This window comes from Streptomyces sp. AB3(2024), assembly GCF_041862025.1.
Classification (GTDB): domain Bacteria; phylum Actinomycetota; class Actinomycetes; order Streptomycetales; family Streptomycetaceae; genus Streptomyces.
Genome location: NZ_JBGWAB010000161.1, coordinates 1 through 16393, shown reverse-complemented (window position 1 = coordinate 16393; position 16393 = coordinate 1). Strand labels below are relative to the sequence as shown.

The following is a 16393-nucleotide window of genomic DNA, read 5'->3' as shown; positions in this document are numbered from 1 at the left end:
CAGCGCCGCCGCCGGCGGCGGCCCGGCCGGGTCCGGTGCGGGCTCCGCGAAGCCGCCCGCCCCGCCGGCCTTCGCGTAGGCCGAGCCGGGGAGCTTGTCCCCGTAGGCCTTCGTCACCCGGGCCCGGTAGGCGGCGAGCGTCGTGCCCCGGTCGCCCACGGCCCGTACGGCGTCCTCGTCCAGCGGGAGCACCCGCTCGCCGCCGGCCACGTACCAGGCGTCGGTCTGCGGTTCGCGGAAGACGGTGCCGCCGGGGAGTTTCGCGGCGCCGAGCCGCGCGTAGCGGAACTCGTCGTCGCCGGTGGCGATGTTCACCACCTGCCAGCCGTCCCCGGTCTTCGCGGTCCACAGCGCGGCCCTCTGGCCGTCCGAGGAGACCGCCTGGCTGGCGAGGAACTCCAGCCGGGCGACCGGGGCACCGGCCTTGCCCGCGACGAAGTCCGGGGAGAGGTAGCTGACGGGGATCGCCCCGCCCTCGATCCGGGGCTGTGCGGCGGTGGGCGACACCTTGCCCTCGCGGGCGAAGAACCGGGAGAGGGTGGCCAGGGTGCCGGGGGCGGCGGCGGCCTCGTGGGCGGCCGCCAGGGTCTCGGCGGTGGCCGTCCGCGGCTGGGGTACCGGGGCCGCGGCGGCCGGTCCGGCGGTGGCCGCCAGGGCGACGACGGCGAGGGCTGCGGCGAGGGCGGCCGCGGCGGCGGAGCGCACGGTCATGGCGGTCACGCCCCGATCCGGTAGAGGGAGTGGGTCCAGGAGAAGGTGCTGTTGTCCACGTACCAGGCGTGCGAGGCCCAGTTGTAGCGGTCACTGGAGGGCCAGGGGTCGCCCCAGTACACCCAGCTGTCGGAGGTGTCGTAGCCGTAGAGGACGTGCATGTGGCCGCCGCCGTTCGACCACTGGATGCGGGTCTCGACCGGTCGGTCGTTGTTGATCTCGGTCTGGACGGTGGAGTACTGGAGCCAGCCGGTCACGTAGCTGCCGGAGTTGACCCCGGCCCAGCGCAGGGCGGTCTGGACGTTGCCGAGGGTGGCCTGGTTGTTGGGGCACTCGGTGTTCTGCGGGCGGTTGAAGGCGGCGTTGCAGAACTGGTTCTGGCTGTAGGTGCGGCCGAACCAGGTGGCCACGGTGTTCCCGCTCGCCGCCCAGCACCAGTTGCTCTTCTGCTGGGCCTGCATGGTGATGTTCAGGCGCTTGTACGCGAGGGCCGCGCCGGGGGTGTCCGGAGCGGTGGTGGCGGCCGTGGGGGTGGCCGCGCCGGGGGCGGCGGTGGCGGTACCGGCGCCGAGCGGTAACAGGACGAGGAGCAGGGCGGCGAGCAGGGCGGCCGGGGACAGCCGCCTGGTTCTGTCGGTGCGCATCGCGTTCCTCCCGAGGTGGGGACCCGAGGTGGGAAGTGGGGGGATGGAGGAGCGCGTCCGGACGCTGTGGAGGAGCATCGGGGAGTTGTCGCGATCAGGTCAACACGCTTCAATACGCGGTGACACAGCAGTGTGAACGGTGGGGCTGTGGTGTGAACGGTTGCTGTCGTTCCACCAGCTCCCCCGGAACCACCGGCCCGGCCCCGCCCGGTCCCCACGCCGGCGCGTGTGAACGTTCACGAAGGAGTCGCCATGCGACCGACCGGCGACCGGACCTGGGCAACGGGCAGGGCGGGCGCGGCGGACCCGCCGGGCACGGCGGGCGTCGCGGCGGGCGTCGCGGCGGGCGTCGCGGCGGGGCGTACGACAGGTGGCAGGACGGGCTGCGCGACGGACTCGGCCGTCATGGCCGAACTGCGCCGCCTGCTGCGCGAGGGCCCCTTCCACCTCGCCCTGCGCGCCGCCCTCGCCGTCCGCGGCCTGCCCCTGCACCGGGTGCAGCACCGGCTCGCGTCGCGCGGCATCAAGGTCGGCGTCACCAGCCTCAGTTACTGGCAGCAGGGCGCCCGCCGCCCGCGCCACCCCGAGTCGCTGCGGGCCGTCGCCGCCCTGGAGCAGATCCTGGAACTGCCCGACGGCGCCCTCCTGCGCCTGCTCACCGGCACCGGCCGCGCCACCGGGCCCGGCGGCCGCCCGGCGGCCCGTTCGTACCGGGCGCTGGTGAGCGTCGGCGCGGCGGTGGAGCAGCTGCTGGACTCGATGGAGATCCCGGCGGACGGCGGGCTGCACTCGGTCGGCCACCACGAACGGGTCCGCATCGGCCCGGCCGGCGAGCTGTGCGACCGGGAGTCGCAGCAGATCGTCCGGGCCCACCGCGACGGCGTCGACCGCTACCTGGCCGTCCACCACGGCGACCCCGGCTGCGACTCGTCCCGGATGCGGGTGACGGCGTACGAGAACTGCCGCACGGGCCGGGTGCGCCACCACCCGGAGGCCGGGGTGGTGGTGGCCGAGCTGCTCTTCGACACCCGGCTGCGGTGCGGGGACACGTACGTCTTCGGCTACGGGATCGAGGACGGCACGGGGGCACGCAGCACCGAGTACGTGCGGGGCTTCAGCTACGCGGGCGGCCAGTACATGCTCCAGGTCCGCTTCGACGAGGCGGCCCTGCCGGTGCGCTGCCGCCGCTTCGCCCGCACCGGCCCGCAGGCCCCGCGCACGGGCCTGGCGGACCTCACCCCGAGCGGGCGGCACCGGGCCGTACACCTGGTGGAACAGACCGTCCGGCGCGGGATCCTGGGCATCGCCTGGGACTGGGAGTAGTACCGACCCCATGTCGCCGTGGACGAGTTCCGGCCGACCCCTTCGCCCCGCCCTTGCGGACCCGGCGCGGCCCGCGGGGCGCGGCCCCGGCTCAGCCGGCGATGAGCTTGCCGTTCTCCGCCTTGACCGGGACGGCCGGGAGCGGGTCGCTCGCCGGGCCGCGCAGCACCTTGCCGGTGGTCACGTCGAAACGGCTGCCGTGGCAGGGGCAGTTGCCCTCACCCTCGACGATCTTGTCCAGGACGCAGCCGGCGTGCGTGCACTGGGCACTGAAGGCCTTGTACTGGCCCTCCGCCGGGCAGCTGACGACGACCTTGCGCTCCCGGAACAGCTTCGATCCGCCCACGGGGACGTCGGCCACGGGACCCAGCTCGACCGGCTCCTTGGGCACGGCCGGGCTGCCCGCGCCGCTGTCGGTCGCGGTGGAGCAGGCGGAGAGCGTCGCCCCCGCGCCCACGGCCCCGGCGAGCGCTGCGGCGCCCTTGAGGACGGTACGGCGGGCGGCGGGCTGCGACGCGGACATGCGGTTCTCCTGGCGCGAGGGTGCGGTGCCCGGGGCCGGGCCCGTCCGACGATACCGGCGCCCGATGGGATACCTTCCCCCGCGTGATCGTCGTCGGTGGAGAAGCCCTGATCGACCTGGTGCCCGTCGCGGAGCCGCCGGGTGCGCTGCTGCCCCGGCCCGGTGGCGGGCCGTACAACACGGCGCTGGCCCTGGGCCGGCTCGGCGCCGGGGTGGCCTTCTGCTCCCGGGTGTCGGCGGACGGCTTCGGCGAGGGCCTCCTCGCCGGGCTGCGGGCCGCCGGGGTGGACCTCTCGCTCGTGCAGCGCGGCCCCGAGCCGACCACACTGGCCGTGCCCTCGCTGGCCCCGGACGGCTCGGCCGCGTACCGCTTCTACACCGAGGGGACCGCCGACCGGCTCTTCGCCCTGCCGCCGTCACTGCCGCCGGGCGTACGGGCCCTCGCGCTCGGGACGTGCTCGCTGGTGCTGGAGCCGGGTGCGAGCGCCTACGAGGCCCTGCTGCGGCGGGAGTCGCGGCGCGGGCTGCTGACCCTGCTCGACCCCAACATCCGCCCGGCCCTGATCGCCGACCCGGCGGCCTACCGGGAGCGGTTCCTGGGCTGGCTGCCGTACGTGTCGGTGCTCAAGCTGTCGGAGGAGGACGCCGCCTGGCTGGGCGGCCGGATCGGCGACTGGCTGGCGGCCGGGCCCTCGGCGGTGGTGCTGACCCGGGGCGCGGCGGGGCTGACCGTGTGGACGGCGGAGGGCGAGGAGTACGGCGCCGCGGCCCGCCCCGTCACCGTCGCCGACACCATCGGGGCCGGGGACACGGTCAACGCGGCCCTGCTGCACCGGCTCGCGGGCTCCGTCGGCCCGGTGGACTGGCCGGCCGTCCTGGACTTCGCGGCCCGGGCCGCCGCGCTGACCTGCACCCGGGCGGGCGCCGAGCCCCCGTACGCGGCGGAGCTGGGGCTCAGCCGATAGCGGCCCACAGGGTGCGGGCGATCGCGGGGGCGGACTCCTCGACCGGCCGGACCGCCTCGGCGCCGGAGAAGTGCGGGAAGAAGGCCCGCTGGAAGCGGGCGCCGAGCAGCAGGGACGCGGACCGCTACCGCCGCGCCCCGACGCCGATGTGCCCGGCGGCAAGGTCATCGCCCGCGCGGACGTGGCGGACGCCCTGCCGGGCACCCTGACCGACCCGTCGGCGGAGTGTCACGCCGTGGGCGTCGCCGCCTGACCCGGCGGTTCGGCCCCGGCATCCGGCGACGGGCGGCCGGGCGCGTCCTGACGCATCCGGCAGCGCCGCCGACCCCCGACCCGCTCGGGGGTCGGCGGCCGGGTCGGCCCCGGTCGCCGCGGGGGGCTGCACCCCCGTCGGCCTTCCCGCCGTTCCCGGTACGGCGGCTACGCCTTGCGGGCGCGCGTCGCCTTCTTCGCCGGGGCCGCCTTCTCCGCGGCGGCCGTCTTCTTCGCGGCGGCCGTCTTCTTCGCGGCGACGGCCTTCTTCGCGGGCGCCGCCTTCTTCGCCGTCCGCGCCGGCGGCTCGGCCGCGTCCGAGACCCGGTCCGCTCCGAGGATGTCCCGCAGGAACTTGCCCGTGTGGCTCGCGCCGACGGACGCCACCTGCTCCGGGGTGCCCTCGGCGACGACGAGCCCGCCTCCGTAGCCACCCTCCGGGCCCATGTCGACGACCCAGTCGGCGGTCTTGATGACGTCCAGGTTGTGCTCGATGACGATCACCGAGTTGCCCTTGTCCACCAGCCCCGACAGCACCTTGATGAGCTTGCTGATGTCCTCGAAGTGCAGACCGGTCGTCGGCTCGTCCAGGACGTACACCGTCCGGCCCGTCGACCGCTTCTGCAGCTCCGACGCCAGCTTCACGCGCTGCGCCTCGCCGCCCGACAGGGTCGGCGCGGACTGGCCGAGCCGGACGTAGCCCAGACCGACCTCGTTCAGCGTGCGCAGGTGCCGCGCGATCGTCGGCACGGCCTCGAAGAAGTCCAGCGCCTCCTCGATCGGCATGTTCAGGACTTCCGCGATGGACTTGCCCTTGTAATGGACCTCCAGCGTCTCCCGGTTGTAGCGGTCGCCGTGGCAGACCTCGCAGGGGACGTAGACGTCCGGCAGGAAGTTCATCTCGATCTTGATCGTGCCGTCGCCGGAGCAGTTCTCGCACCGGCCGCCCTTGACGTTGAAGGAGAAGCGGCCCGGCAGGTAGCCGCGGACCTTCGCCTCCATCGTCTCCGCGAAGAGCTTGCGCACGTGGTCGAAGACGCCCGTGTACGTCGCCGGGTTGGACCGCGGGGTGCGGCCGATCGGCGACTGGTCCACGTGCACGACCTTGTCGACGAGGTCGTCGCCGTCCACCCGCGTGTGCCGGCCGGGGACCGACCGGGCGCCGTTGAGCTCGCGGGCCAGGTGCGTGTACAGGATGTCGTTGACCAGCGTCGACTTGCCGGAGCCCGATACGCCCGTCACCGCGGTGAGCACGCCCAGCGGGAAGGACACGTCGATGTCCCGCAGGTTGTTCTCCTTGGCGCCGTGCACGGTGAGCCTGCGCTCGCCGTTCACAGGACGGCGGACGTCCGGCACCGGGATGGACCGCTTGCCCGACAGGTACTGCCCGGTCATCGACTCGGAGTTCTTCAGCAGCTCCTTGAGCGAACCGCTGTGGACCACCTTGCCGCCGTGCTCGCCGGCGCCGGGGCCGATGTCGACGACCCAGTCGGCCACCTTGATGGTGTCCTCGTCGTGCTCGACGACGATCAGGGTGTTGCCCATGTCCCGCAGCCGTACCAGCGTCTCGATCAGCCGGTGGTTGTCCCGCTGGTGCAGGCCGATGGACGGCTCGTCGAGTACGTAGAGCACGCCGACGAGGCCGGATCCGATCTGCGTCGCGAGGCGGATGCGCTGGGCCTCACCACCCGAGAGGGTGCCGGCGGCGCGGTTCAGCGAGAGGTAGTCCAGGCCGACGTCGACGAGGAAGCGGAGCCGCTCGTTGACCTCCTTGAGGACCCGCTCGGCGATCTTCCGGTCGCGGGCGTCGAGGGTCAGCCGCCCCAGGAAGTCCGCGCATTCGCTGATCGACATGGCGGCGACCTCGGCGATGGACCGCTCCATCACCGTCACGGCGAGGACGATCGGCTTGAGCCTGGTCCCGTCGCAGGTCGGGCAGGGCACCTCGCGCATGTAGCCCTCGAAGCGCTCCCGGCTGGCGTCGCTCTCGGACTCCGCGTGCCGGCGCTTGACGAAGGGAACGGCACCCTCGAAGGCGGTGGTGTACGCGCGCTCGCGCCCGTAGCGGTTGCGGTAGCGGACCTCGATCTGCGTCTTGTGCCCGTACAGCAGGGCCTTCCTGGCGCGCAGCGGCAGCCCGGCCCACGCGATGTCCGTACGGAAGCCCAGCTCCTGCGCGAGCGCGCCGACGAGCCGCTGGAAGTAGTCCCTGGTGTGGCCGAGCGACCAGGGCGAGACGGCACCCTCGTCCAGGGACTTGTCCTCGTCCGGGACGATCAGCTCCGGGTCCACCTCCATGCGCGTGCCGATGCCGGTGCACTCGGGGCAGGCGCCGAAGGGGGAGTTGAAGGAGAAGGAGCGGGGCTCCAGCTCCTCGAAGGAGAGGTCGTCGTAGGGGCAGTAGAGGTGCTCGGAGTACATCCGCTCACGCTCGGGGTCGTCCTCGGCGAGGTCGACGAAGTCCAGGATGACCATGCCGCCGGAGAGGCCCAGCGCGGTCTCGACGGAGTCGGTGAGCCGGCGCTTGGCGCTGTCCTTGACGGTGAGGCGGTCGATGACCACCTCGATGGTGTGCTTCTCCTGCTTCTTCAGCGTGGGGGGCTCGGAGAGCTGGATGGTCTGGCCGTCCACCCGGGCCCGGCTGTAGCCCTTGGTCTGGAGGTCCGCGAAGAGGTCGACGAACTCGCCCTTGCGCTCGCGCACCAGCGGCGACAGCACCTGGAACCGGCTGCCCTCGGGCAGGGCGAGGACCTTGTCGACGATCGCCTGCGGCGACTGCCGGGAGATCGGACGGCGGCACTCGGGGCAGTGCGGCTTGCCGATGCGCGCGAAGAGCAGGCGGAGGTAGTCGTAGACCTCGGTGATGGTGCCGACGGTGGAGCGGGGGTTGCGCGAGGTCGACTTCTGGTCGATCGAGACGGCCGGGGAGAGGCCCTCGATGAAGTCGACGTCGGGCTTGTCCATCTGCCCCAGGAACTGGCGGGCGTAGGAGGAGAGCGACTCGACGTAGCGGCGCTGGCCCTCGGCGAAGATCGTGTCGAAGGCCAGGGAGGACTTGCCCGAGCCGGAGAGTCCGGTGAAGACGATGAGGGAATCGCGGGGCAGGTCGAGCGAGACGTTCTTCAGGTTGTGCTCGCGAGCGCCACGAACGATGAGACGGTCGGTCACGCCGGTCCGCACCTTTCTTGAGAGAAGCGGGGGCACGGGCCCCGGCTATCCAGGGTATGGGGGGCGCCTCTGCGACGGAGTGGGTCTGGACTTCCGAGCGTATAGCACGCACATTCGATTTACGGCACTCCCGGGACCTCTTCACCCGATCGTGTGGCGCGGACCCCCGGGCCACTAGGCTCGGTTCCATGACTGATCATGTGCACGACCTGCGATCTGTACGTGAAGCCACGGACCGGCTGCTGAACGCGGTCGCGAAACTGGACAACGCCGCCCTCGCCGAGGAGTCACACCTCCCCGGCTGGACCCGTGGCCACATCCTGGCCCACCTCGCACGCAACGCGGACGCCCTCGTGAACGTCTTCGAGGGCCGCCCCATGTACGAGAGCGGCACCGCCCGCGACGCGGACATCGAGCACGACGCCGGCCGTCCCCTGGAAGAACACCTCACGGACCTCCGTGATTCCGGCGCCCGCTTCCTGGCCACGACCGAGCCCGCCCAGGACTGGTCGCGCACCGTCGAGCTGCGCAACGGCGTCACCGACCTCGCCTCCAACGTGCCGTTCCGCCGCCTCGTGGAGGTCGAGCTGCACCACGTCGACCTGAACATCGGCTACGAGCTGCACGACCTCTCCGACGGGTTCACCGACCGGGAGATCGTCTTCCTCGCCGACCGCTGGTCCGGCCGCCCCGAGGTCCCGCCGGTCACCCTGCGGGCCACGACCGGCGAGGTCTGGCACACGGGCGGCTCCGAGGGCACCCCCGTCGTCCTCTCCGGCCCCAAGGACGAGCTGCTCGGCTGGCTGGCCGGCCGCGGCCCGCGCGGCGCCCACCTCGCCGTCGAGGCCGGCGACGGCCTGCCCGAGCTCCCCCCGCTCTAGGACCGCACACCCTTAGGATCAACGACATGACGTACAGCGGAGCGGTGAAGGTCGGCGGCCCGGCCGACGTGCACGAACTCGCGGACCTGATGATCTCCAAGGTCGCCGTGGGTCCCATGAACAACAACGCGTACCTGCTGCGCTGCCGGGCCACCGGCGAGCAGCTGCTGATCGACGCGGCCGCCGAGGCGGACACGCTGATCAACCTGATCGGCGACGACGGCATCGCGTCCGTCGTCACCACCCACCGGCACGGCGACCACTGGGGTGCGCTCGCGCCCGTCGTGGAGGCCACCGGAGCGCGGACGTACGCGGGCGCCTTCGACGCGGAGGGCATCCCCGTCGCCACGGACGTCCCGGTCGGGGACGGGGACAAGATCACGGTCGGCCGGGTCGAGCTGACCGCGCGCCACCTGGTCGGCCACACCCCCGGCTCGATCGCGCTGATCTACGACGACCCGCACGGTCACCCGCACGTGTTCACCGGCGACTGCCTCTTCCCGGGCGGCGTCGGCAACACCCACGACGACCCGAAGGCCTTCACCAGCCTCCTCGACGACGTCCAGCACAAGCTCTTCGAGCAGCTGCCGGACGAGACCTGGGTCTACCCGGGGCACGGCAACGACACCACGCTCGGCACCGAGCGCCCGCACCTGGCCGAGTGGCGCGAACGCGGCTGGTGATCCGGGTCGACGCCGGGCTCGACACCGGGGTCGGCACCGCGGTCAACACCGGCGTCAACACCGGCCGGACGTGCACTCCTTCCGGTCGATGATCACCGAACGCCTGTCCCGGGGGGCGGGGCGGGGTAGTTGCTGCACCATGCAACAACACCACCCCGTCCCCTCCCCCGGCTCTTCCCCCTCGATGCTGCGGATCGCCTCGGCCTCGCTCGCCGGCACCGCCATCGAGTTCTACGACTTCTTCGCCTACGGCACGGCCGCCGCCCTGGTCCTCGGCCCGCTGTTCTTCCCCGCCTTCTCCCCTCTGGCCGCCACCCTCGCCGCCTTCGGCACCTTCGGCGTCGGATTCCTCGCCCGCCCCCTCGGCTCCGTCGTCTTCGGCCACGTCGGCGACCGCTACGGGCGCCGGCCGGTGCTGCTCGGCTCGTTGCTGCTCACCGGCGTCGCCACGGTGGCCGTCGGCTGCGTGCCCCCGTACGCCTCCATCGGGATCGCCGCGCCCGTCCTCCTGCTCCTGCTGCGCTTCCTGCAGGGGCTCGGACTCGGCGGCGAGTGGGGCGGGGCGGTGCTGCTGACCGCCGAACACGCCCCGGAGCGGCGGCGCGGGCTGTGGTCGAGCTTCCCCCAGATGGGCCCGCCGGTCGGCTTCCTGCTGTCCAACGGCCTGGTGCTGGCCCTGTCGGCGACCCTGACCGACGCGCAGTTCGGCGCCTGGGGCTGGCGGGTGCCGTTCTGGGGCGCGGGGCTGCTGGCACTGGCGGGGCTGTGGCTGCGGCGGTCCGTCGAGGAGACCCCGGAGTTCCGCGCGCTCACCGAGACGGGCCGGCGGGCCGAGGCCCCGCTGACCGAGGTCGTGCGCGGCCACTGGCGGCTGCTGCTGCTGACCGGCGGGGCGATGGCGTTCGGGTACGCCGTCTTCTACGCGGTCACCACCTGGTCCCTCTCGTACGCGACCGGGCACCTGCGCGTGGACCGCACCGTGATGCTGGCCTGCGTGATGGCCGCCGTCCTGGTCCAGGGCCTGGCCACCCCGCCGCTGGCGGTGCTCGGCGACCGCTGGGGGCGGCGACCGCTGTGCCTGGCCGGCAGCGCGGTCTGCGCGGTGTGGATGTTCCCGTTCACGGCCCTGCTGCGCTCCGGGGACCCGCTGCTGATCACGCTGGGCTGCGTGGTGACGCTGCTCGGGATGATCATGGCCTTCTCGGTGGTGGGCGCGTACCTGCCCGAGCTGTACGCCCCGCGGATCCGCTGCACCGGCGCGGCCGTCGGCTACAACCTGGGCGGGGTGCTGGGCGGGGCGCTGACGCCCGTCGTGGCGACGGCCCTGGCGCAGGGCTCCGGGCCGCCCTGGGGCGTTGCGGTGTACCTGACGCTGGTCTGCCTGGCGAGCCTGGCCTGCTTCGCGCTGCTCCCGGAAACGAACCCGGCGGTGGTCGGGACGGGACGGAGCGAGCCGGTCGCGGCATGAGGCTCCCGCTCCGTGAAGTTGACGGTACATCGGACCGGCGAACCCCGGGTGGTGTATTCATATGGACGGAGCGCGCCTCATGCCGGGTCCAACTCCCGCAGCCCGTACGGGAATTCACCTGGAGGGCCAGGTCTTACATGCGCGCCGCCGGACCCCGGCGGCGCGTCAAGATGGCGGGTGGAGCGCGTGGAGAGGCAGTTGGTGTTCGGCTCATACCGCCATCAGGCGGCAGCGGACCGCCGGCGGCTACCGGCCATGCGCGCGTGCGGCCATCAGCCCACTCTCCGGCGCCCGGACCGGGCGCCGGTGGACCGGCCGGACCAGACCGGCCTGACGTGGCGAACGCATCGCACCGAGGACCTTGATGACCCCCGCACCCGATGACCTCTCCGCCCCTGCCAACCGGGGAGCCCAGCACTTACCCGCGAACCTGCCGTTCGCACCGCAGTACGGGCTGCAGCACCCCACGCCCTCCCCGCCTCACTGGCAGGGGCCCGGGTACCTCGCCGCTGACCTCCACTCGGAACTGAGGGCCCTGCGGGACTCCCTTCTCGGCCTGGCATCGAAGATCGACGGGATCCGGGATTCCTCGGACCGGATCACGGATCACGAATCCCGCCTCAGGGCCCTGGAGAGCCGCCGCTGGCCGATCCAGGTCGTCATGGTCGTCCTGACCGGAGCGGCAGTCGCCGTGGCCGTCGTGGCGCTCTTCCTCAAGAAGTGACCCCCTGCCCGGCCGCCGTGCGGGTTGCCCACACGCCGGCCGGGCACCGCCGTATCCGAGCCGGCCGCACAGAGCGGAGAACCGAACCGTGTCCACGCCACCTCCAGGCCCCTTCCCCCAGCCGCCCACCCGAGAATGGCAAGAGAAGTGGGTGGAAGCCGTGCTGGCGACCAAGGGCGTGACCGCGCCCCGCGCCGCACTGGAGAACATCGCCCCCTTCGTCGTCCGCCCTAAGGGCGACCTGACCAACCCCGAGGACGAGCCTGACGGCATCCGGCGCCTGCGCCCGGACCGCTACCGCTGGGTGCGCACCGACGCGGGCCAGATGTTGCTGGCCACCGTGAACATGCACGGCGTCGGCGGGGTCGTCTGGGAGCACAACGAACGCATCAGCTCGGAATGGCATTCCGTCGCGAACCCCGCACAGTCCCAGGGCTCCCCCGTCCCGTCCCGTGTCAAGCCGTGGGCCCGCCTGACGGAAGGCGGGTCCGAGCGGACGTTCACCGCCCTGGAATCCACGGCGGCCACCCGTGACGCCTTGATCGGCAGGGTCGAGCAGGCCTCGAACTCGCTGAAGAACCACGACGGCATGCGCACGTACGACCTCTTGGAGGACCTGGCGCTGAACGGCCAGGTGGAACCCTGCATGTACGTGGCACAGCACTTCGGCCTGGGCGAGGACCCGCCGGAGCAGCCCGACGGCCGGTCGAGGTACCCGTCCTCCTATTGGGGCTGGATGGCCGTACGGGGCAACAACCGGACGAAGTACCGGCAGACGCTCTTCGAGATCGCCTCCTCCGAGGTTCTCACCGGTGTTCCGTTCAAGAAGCTGGGGCAGGACGACAACCGCGTCTCGGTCAATCCGAGCTTCTGGCTGGCGGCCCTGTCGGAGCTCCTCAACCGGGAGTACGCCGCCGCCGAGGAGTCCGGGCACGCGGACGGTCGGGCGCACCGCGCCAAGGCCATCGCCTCGGTCGAATCGCATCTGGTGATCGGCTCTTCCGCTCCGGAACGTCTGTTCCGCATCGTTCAGGGCAGCAATCGCCGCGACCACGTCCACCCACCGCTGGAGTTCGGCCCCAATGACCGGGGCCGGGCACTGGGGCGCGGTGTGCTCGGCGCCTATTGCGCCGAAGGCCTGCTCGACGACCGCACTGCCGACGTGCTCGCCGGCCTCGCCCCGGTGGCCGACCTCCCGGACCTGCCGGCCGGAGCAACGACCGCGGAGCTTCGCGACTTCCGGTCGATGCGACTGCTCACCGAGCTGTTCCCGGTGCAGTCCCAGACCGCGAAGCGCGCGCGGATCCGCGCGGCGCTGGGCGAACCCGCGTCCTCCCAGCTCGCGAGCAAGGACATCAACCGGCGGGTCCGAGCCTGGTCCGCGCTGACGTCGGAGTCCTTCCCCGATCCCTGGAACCCCCGCGTTGCGGAGGTCCTCACGAGGGCGCACGGCCACAAGGGCGTCACTCTGTCCGGCCGCCGGCTTCCGGAACTCCTCGCGGCGGCCGACATCGACCGCGACGCCTTCGAGGAACTCCTTCTCTTCCGGACTCCCCATTGGCTGGCCGCGTTCAACATCATCGACGCCGACCGCGGTTCGATCGTGGGCCAGCGCGAGGACGACGAGGGCAAGGAGGCACAGAAGGTCCGCCGTACCATCGCGAACGTCTTGGAGGCGATGCGCAAGAACCGCGTGATGGCCGTGGGCCTGCTCCGGGAGGTCTTCGCCGCCATGAACGAGGGGGACCGCAGACCCTGTCAGGTCGACGCGGCGGGTATGCCGACGAACGGCACCGCGACGCGGGCCTGGTTCAACCGGATCTTCACCAAGGAGTCCGGCACCCGCACCTACACGAAGCGGGACCCTGCCGGGGAGAACGGCTCCGGCCCTGCGGGGGCCGGTTCGGACGGGGCTCCCGAATCCCTCGCCTTCGACCCCTCCGGCCCTGCCGACGCCCCCGAGGAGACGCCCACACAGGCTCTTCGTCGGCTCGCCGAGGAGCTGGAGCGCCAGATCACGACGGCGTCCGAGATCGTCGACGACCTGGCCGCCAAGGTCAAGGACGTACGCGAAGCCGCGACAGCGGCAGGTCTGGACAATGCGATGGAGGCGACGGAAGCGGACGACCTCGCCTCCCGGGTGCTGCGGATACTCCGGAGCCTGCGGAAGATCCCAGAGACGATCTCCGACCTCGGGCCGATGTAGCTCCGGGGGCGGGGAAGGGCCGGGAGCGCGTGCTCGCGGCCCTTCCCCGTGCTGCATGAGGTCTGCGGATCAGGCGTCGACGCTCTTGCTCTCCGGGGTGGCGGCGGCTTCGGCCGCCGCCTGCTTCTTCGAGGCCAGCAGGCTGGTGATGGTGGTGATCACCAGGACGCCGCAGATGACGCCGAGGGAGACCGGGATGGAGATCTGCGGGACGTGCACCCCGGACTCGTGCAGGGCGTGCAGCACCAGCTTGACGCCGATGAAGCCGAGGATGACGGACAGGCCGTAGCTGAGGTGGACCAGCTTCTTGAGCAGGCCGCCGATCAGGAAGTACAGCTGGCGCAGACCCATCAGGGCGAAGGCGTTGGCGGTGAAGACGATGTACGGGTCCTGGGTGAGGCCGAAGATCGCGGGGATCGAGTCCAGGGCGAAGAGGACGTCGGTGGTGCCGATGGCGAGCATGACGACCATCAGCGGGGTCAGGATCCGCTTGCCGTTCTCACGGATGAAGAGCTTGGTGCCGTGGTAGCGGTCCGCGACGCCGAACTTGTGCTCGATCGACTTGAGGAGGCGGTTCTCCTCGAACTCCTCTTCCTCCTCGTCCTTGCGGGCCTCCTGGATCAGCTTCCAGGCGGTGTAGATGAGGAACGCGCCGAAGATGTAGAAGACCCACGAGAAGCTGGTGATGATCGCGGCGCCGGCGGCGATGAACACCGCGCGCAGGACCAGGGCGATCAGCACGCCGACGAGCAGGACGCGCTGCTGGAGGTGGGAGGGCACCGAGAACTTCGCCATGATCAGGACGAAGACGAAGAGGTTGTCCACGCTCAGGGACTTCTCGGTGATGAAGCCGGCGAAGAACTCCTGGGAGGCCTGGCCGTTGCCGAAGAGGAACAGCCCCAGGCCGAAGAGGACGGCCAGCACGATCCAGACGACCGTCCAGATGCCCGCCTCCTTGACGGAAACGTCGTGCGGTTTGCGGCCGATGAAGAAATCGGCGCCGATCAGGATGCCCAGACCGGCGATGGTCAGCACCCATAGGGTCAACGAAACGTCCACGGTATTCACGCCTCCGGCGGATGGCTCAGCACAGGGTCAGCGTCATCGCTGCCGGAGGTCTCTTCCACCCGGACGGCCCGATGTGGCCGCGGGGCCGGCGCCCCGGGACCCACTGCGCTCACACGACCGCAGTGGTCCGTATTGACGGGTACGCCGCGCAGGAAATAGCAGGAATACTCCCCTCCGCAGATGCCAGGATACCCGCGGAGGGGGTCAAAGGTAAAGGGAATGCCAAGAAGCGGTCAGCCGGCGGTCATGGCCGCTCACCGCCGGGCGGACCTCCGGTCCTGCGCGATCCGCTCCAGCGTCTGCTCCATGACCCGGCTGCCCCGCGGGGGCAGGTCCGGCTCGAAGGTCCAGGCGTGCTGCACCCAGGGGTCGGCGAGGTGCTCGTCCGGCACCGGCGAGAGCCGCATCAGCGAGCGCCACAGCGGATCCAGCAGCGGCCCGTAGGCGGAGGCCTCGTCGCGGTCCGCGACCATCAGCAGGTGCACGCCGACCGCCGGGCCCTCGTCGGCCAGGTAGCGCAGCCGGGTGACGGCTCGGTCGTCGAAGCCGTGCGGGAAATCGTGCACGATCAGCAGCTGCTCGGCCCGGTCCACGTCCGGCGGCAGGTCCTCCGGAGCCCCCGCGCGCAGCGCCATCTGTACGAGGTCCACCCGGCGGGTCAGCCGCTCCAGGGTCCGGGTGACCCCCTCGGCCCCCGCGGCCGGCGGCGCGGCCAGCACCCCGGCGCGCACCAGCGGCGCCAGGGAGGCGGCGCCCGCCCCGGCCGCGTCGACGACATGGACGGAGAGGGCCTCGGCGGGGTGGACCGCGAGCAGCCGCACGGCGTGCGCGACGGCCATGTCCATGGCGGCGCGGCGCAGCCGGTCGGTGTCCATGGCCATGGACGCCTCGGAGCCGGTGCGGCCGTTGTCGATCCACAGGCCGCGTTCCAGCGGGACCCGCATCAGCATGGGGATCCGCAGCTCCGGCCGCTCGGGCAGGCTCAGGTTGCCCAGGCGCAGCGCCAGCGGGGCCTCGGCGGGCGTGCTCCGGCCGTGCCAGACGGGAGCGGACCAGCGGGCGTAGGCGGGCGGCAGCGCGGGCTCCACCACCTCGGCCTCGGCGGTGAGCTGGGCCAGGTCGCGGTCGAGGACGGCGCGGGCCCGGGCCACCAGGTCGTCGCGGCGGGCCCGGGCGGTCTCGCGGGCGGCGTTCCCGGAGCCGTCGAGCCGGCCGCGGGGGTCGGACAGGGCCTCGTCGAGCTCCCGGTCGAGGCGGGAGTCGGCGAAGTCGACGGCGCCGCGGTAGGCGGCCACGGTGCGGGCCAGGTCCTCGAACATGCCCCAGACCTGGTTGTAGAGGCGCTCGTCCATGGACCAGCCGCCGGCGTCCCCGGCGACGGGGCGCGGGGGCTGCCCCGGGGCGGCGGCGGGTTCGGGGCGGGGCGCCGGCTCGGGGGCTTCGGCGCTGGTGCGGCGACGGCGCGGGTGGGCGTAGTCGATGGTCGGCGGGCCCCCGGCGGCGGCCGCGGCCCCGGCGCTCGCCCCGGCGGGACCGCCGACGGTGTCCGCGCCGGACGGCCCGGAGGACGGGACGGGACCGGGCGTGCCCGGACCGGGCGTGCCCGCGTAGGGGGTGCCGGAGACCGGGAGGGGGTCCGGCGGCTCGGGTGCCGGTGCGGCGGGGCCCCCGGGGGCGCCCGGCGCCGCGTCCTGGCAGATCGGCGGCCCGGGACCCAAGACCCGTGCAAAGTTACTGCAAAAATGCTTATCCAGAGCTGACGGGAGGGGTGGCTATG

The 16393-nt window shown here is 72.5% G+C and carries 13 protein-coding genes and 1 pseudogene; 8 read left to right on the top strand and 6 right to left on the bottom strand.

Annotation, left to right across the window (positions count from 1 at the left end; genetic code table 11):
• Both ACEPPI_RS36165 and ACEPPI_RS36160 read right to left on the bottom strand, forming a co-directional pair.
• Positions 1-711: hypothetical protein (locus tag ACEPPI_RS36165; RefSeq protein ID WP_373919497.1), on the bottom strand; the 711-nt coding region annotated here is incomplete at its 3' end.
• 5 nt (positions 712-716) lie between these two features.
• Positions 717-1355, bottom strand: coding sequence for a papain-like cysteine protease family protein (locus tag ACEPPI_RS36160; RefSeq protein ID WP_373919495.1), 639 nt, complete (start codon positions 1353-1355; stop codon positions 717-719).
• Positions 1356-1760: 405 nt separating this feature from the next.
• Here ACEPPI_RS36160 and ACEPPI_RS36155 point away from each other — a divergent pair, with 405 nt between their 5' ends.
• The gene (locus tag ACEPPI_RS36155) at positions 1761-2678 is read left to right on the top strand and encodes a hypothetical protein (RefSeq protein WP_373919496.1); all 918 of its coding nucleotides are present in this window, start codon (positions 1761-1763) and stop codon (positions 2676-2678) included.
• Positions 2679-2769: 91 nt separating this feature from the next.
• On the opposite strand, the gene ACEPPI_RS36150 is transcribed toward ACEPPI_RS36155, so the two are convergent.
• Complete coding sequence (locus tag ACEPPI_RS36150; RefSeq protein ID WP_280914655.1) at positions 2770-3201, bottom strand: Rieske (2Fe-2S) protein; 432 nt, start codon at positions 3199-3201, stop codon at positions 2770-2772.
• A gap of 83 nt (positions 3202-3284) precedes the next feature.
• Between ACEPPI_RS36150 and ACEPPI_RS36145 the strand changes: the two genes are divergently transcribed.
• The gene (locus ACEPPI_RS36145) at positions 3285-4166 is read left to right on the top strand and encodes a carbohydrate kinase (protein WP_373919494.1); all 882 of its coding nucleotides are present in this window, start codon (positions 3285-3287) and stop codon (positions 4164-4166) included.
• Between the two features lie 70 nt (positions 4167-4236).
• Positions 4237-4419, top strand: coding sequence for a hypothetical protein (locus tag ACEPPI_RS36140; protein ID WP_373919493.1), 183 nt, complete (start codon positions 4237-4239; stop codon positions 4417-4419).
• Positions 4420-4586: 167 nt separating this feature from the next.
• On the opposite strand, the gene uvrA is transcribed toward ACEPPI_RS36140, so the two are convergent.
• Positions 4587-7586 (bottom strand): excinuclease ABC subunit UvrA, encoded by a 3000-nt coding sequence (gene uvrA / locus ACEPPI_RS36135; protein WP_373919492.1) that lies wholly within the window; start codon positions 7584-7586, stop codon positions 4587-4589.
• Positions 7587-7774: 188 nt separating this feature from the next.
• Here uvrA and ACEPPI_RS36130 point away from each other — a divergent pair, with 188 nt between their 5' ends.
• The 5 genes from ACEPPI_RS36130 to ACEPPI_RS36110 all read left to right on the top strand — a co-directional run bounded on the left by ACEPPI_RS36130 (position 7775) and on the right by ACEPPI_RS36110 (position 13548).
• Positions 7775-8467 carry a maleylpyruvate isomerase family mycothiol-dependent enzyme gene (locus tag ACEPPI_RS36130; protein ID WP_373919491.1) on the top strand — a complete coding sequence of 231 codons (693 nt, stop codon included), beginning with the start codon at positions 7775-7777 and terminating at the stop codon, positions 8465-8467.
• 26 nt (positions 8468-8493) lie between these two features.
• Positions 8494-9150 (top strand): MBL fold metallo-hydrolase, encoded by a 657-nt coding sequence (locus ACEPPI_RS36125; protein WP_373919490.1) that lies wholly within the window; start codon positions 8494-8496, stop codon positions 9148-9150.
• A gap of 139 nt (positions 9151-9289) precedes the next feature.
• Positions 9290-10618: an MFS transporter gene (locus ACEPPI_RS36120; RefSeq protein ID WP_373919489.1), complete on the top strand. Its 1329-nt coding sequence runs from the start codon at positions 9290-9292 to the stop codon at positions 10616-10618.
• Between the two features lie 364 nt (positions 10619-10982).
• Positions 10983-11342 (top strand): hypothetical protein, encoded by a 360-nt coding sequence (locus ACEPPI_RS36115; protein WP_373919488.1) that lies wholly within the window; start codon positions 10983-10985, stop codon positions 11340-11342.
• 151 nt (positions 11343-11493) lie between these two features.
• The gene (locus ACEPPI_RS36110; protein WP_373919487.1) at positions 11494-13548 is read left to right on the top strand and encodes a hypothetical protein; all 2055 of its coding nucleotides are present in this window, start codon (positions 11494-11496) and stop codon (positions 13546-13548) included.
• A gap of 69 nt (positions 13549-13617) precedes the next feature.
• On the opposite strand, the gene ACEPPI_RS36105 is transcribed toward ACEPPI_RS36110, so the two are convergent.
• Both ACEPPI_RS36105 and ACEPPI_RS36100 read right to left on the bottom strand, forming a co-directional pair.
• Positions 13618-14607, bottom strand: coding sequence for a TerC family protein (locus tag ACEPPI_RS36105; RefSeq protein ID WP_373919486.1), 990 nt, complete (start codon positions 14605-14607; stop codon positions 13618-13620).
• Positions 14608-14870: 263 nt separating this feature from the next.
• Positions 14871-16382, bottom strand: a pseudogene (locus ACEPPI_RS36100) (export associated protein); the annotation flags it as partial.
• Between the last annotated feature and the right edge of the window lie 11 nt (positions 16383-16393).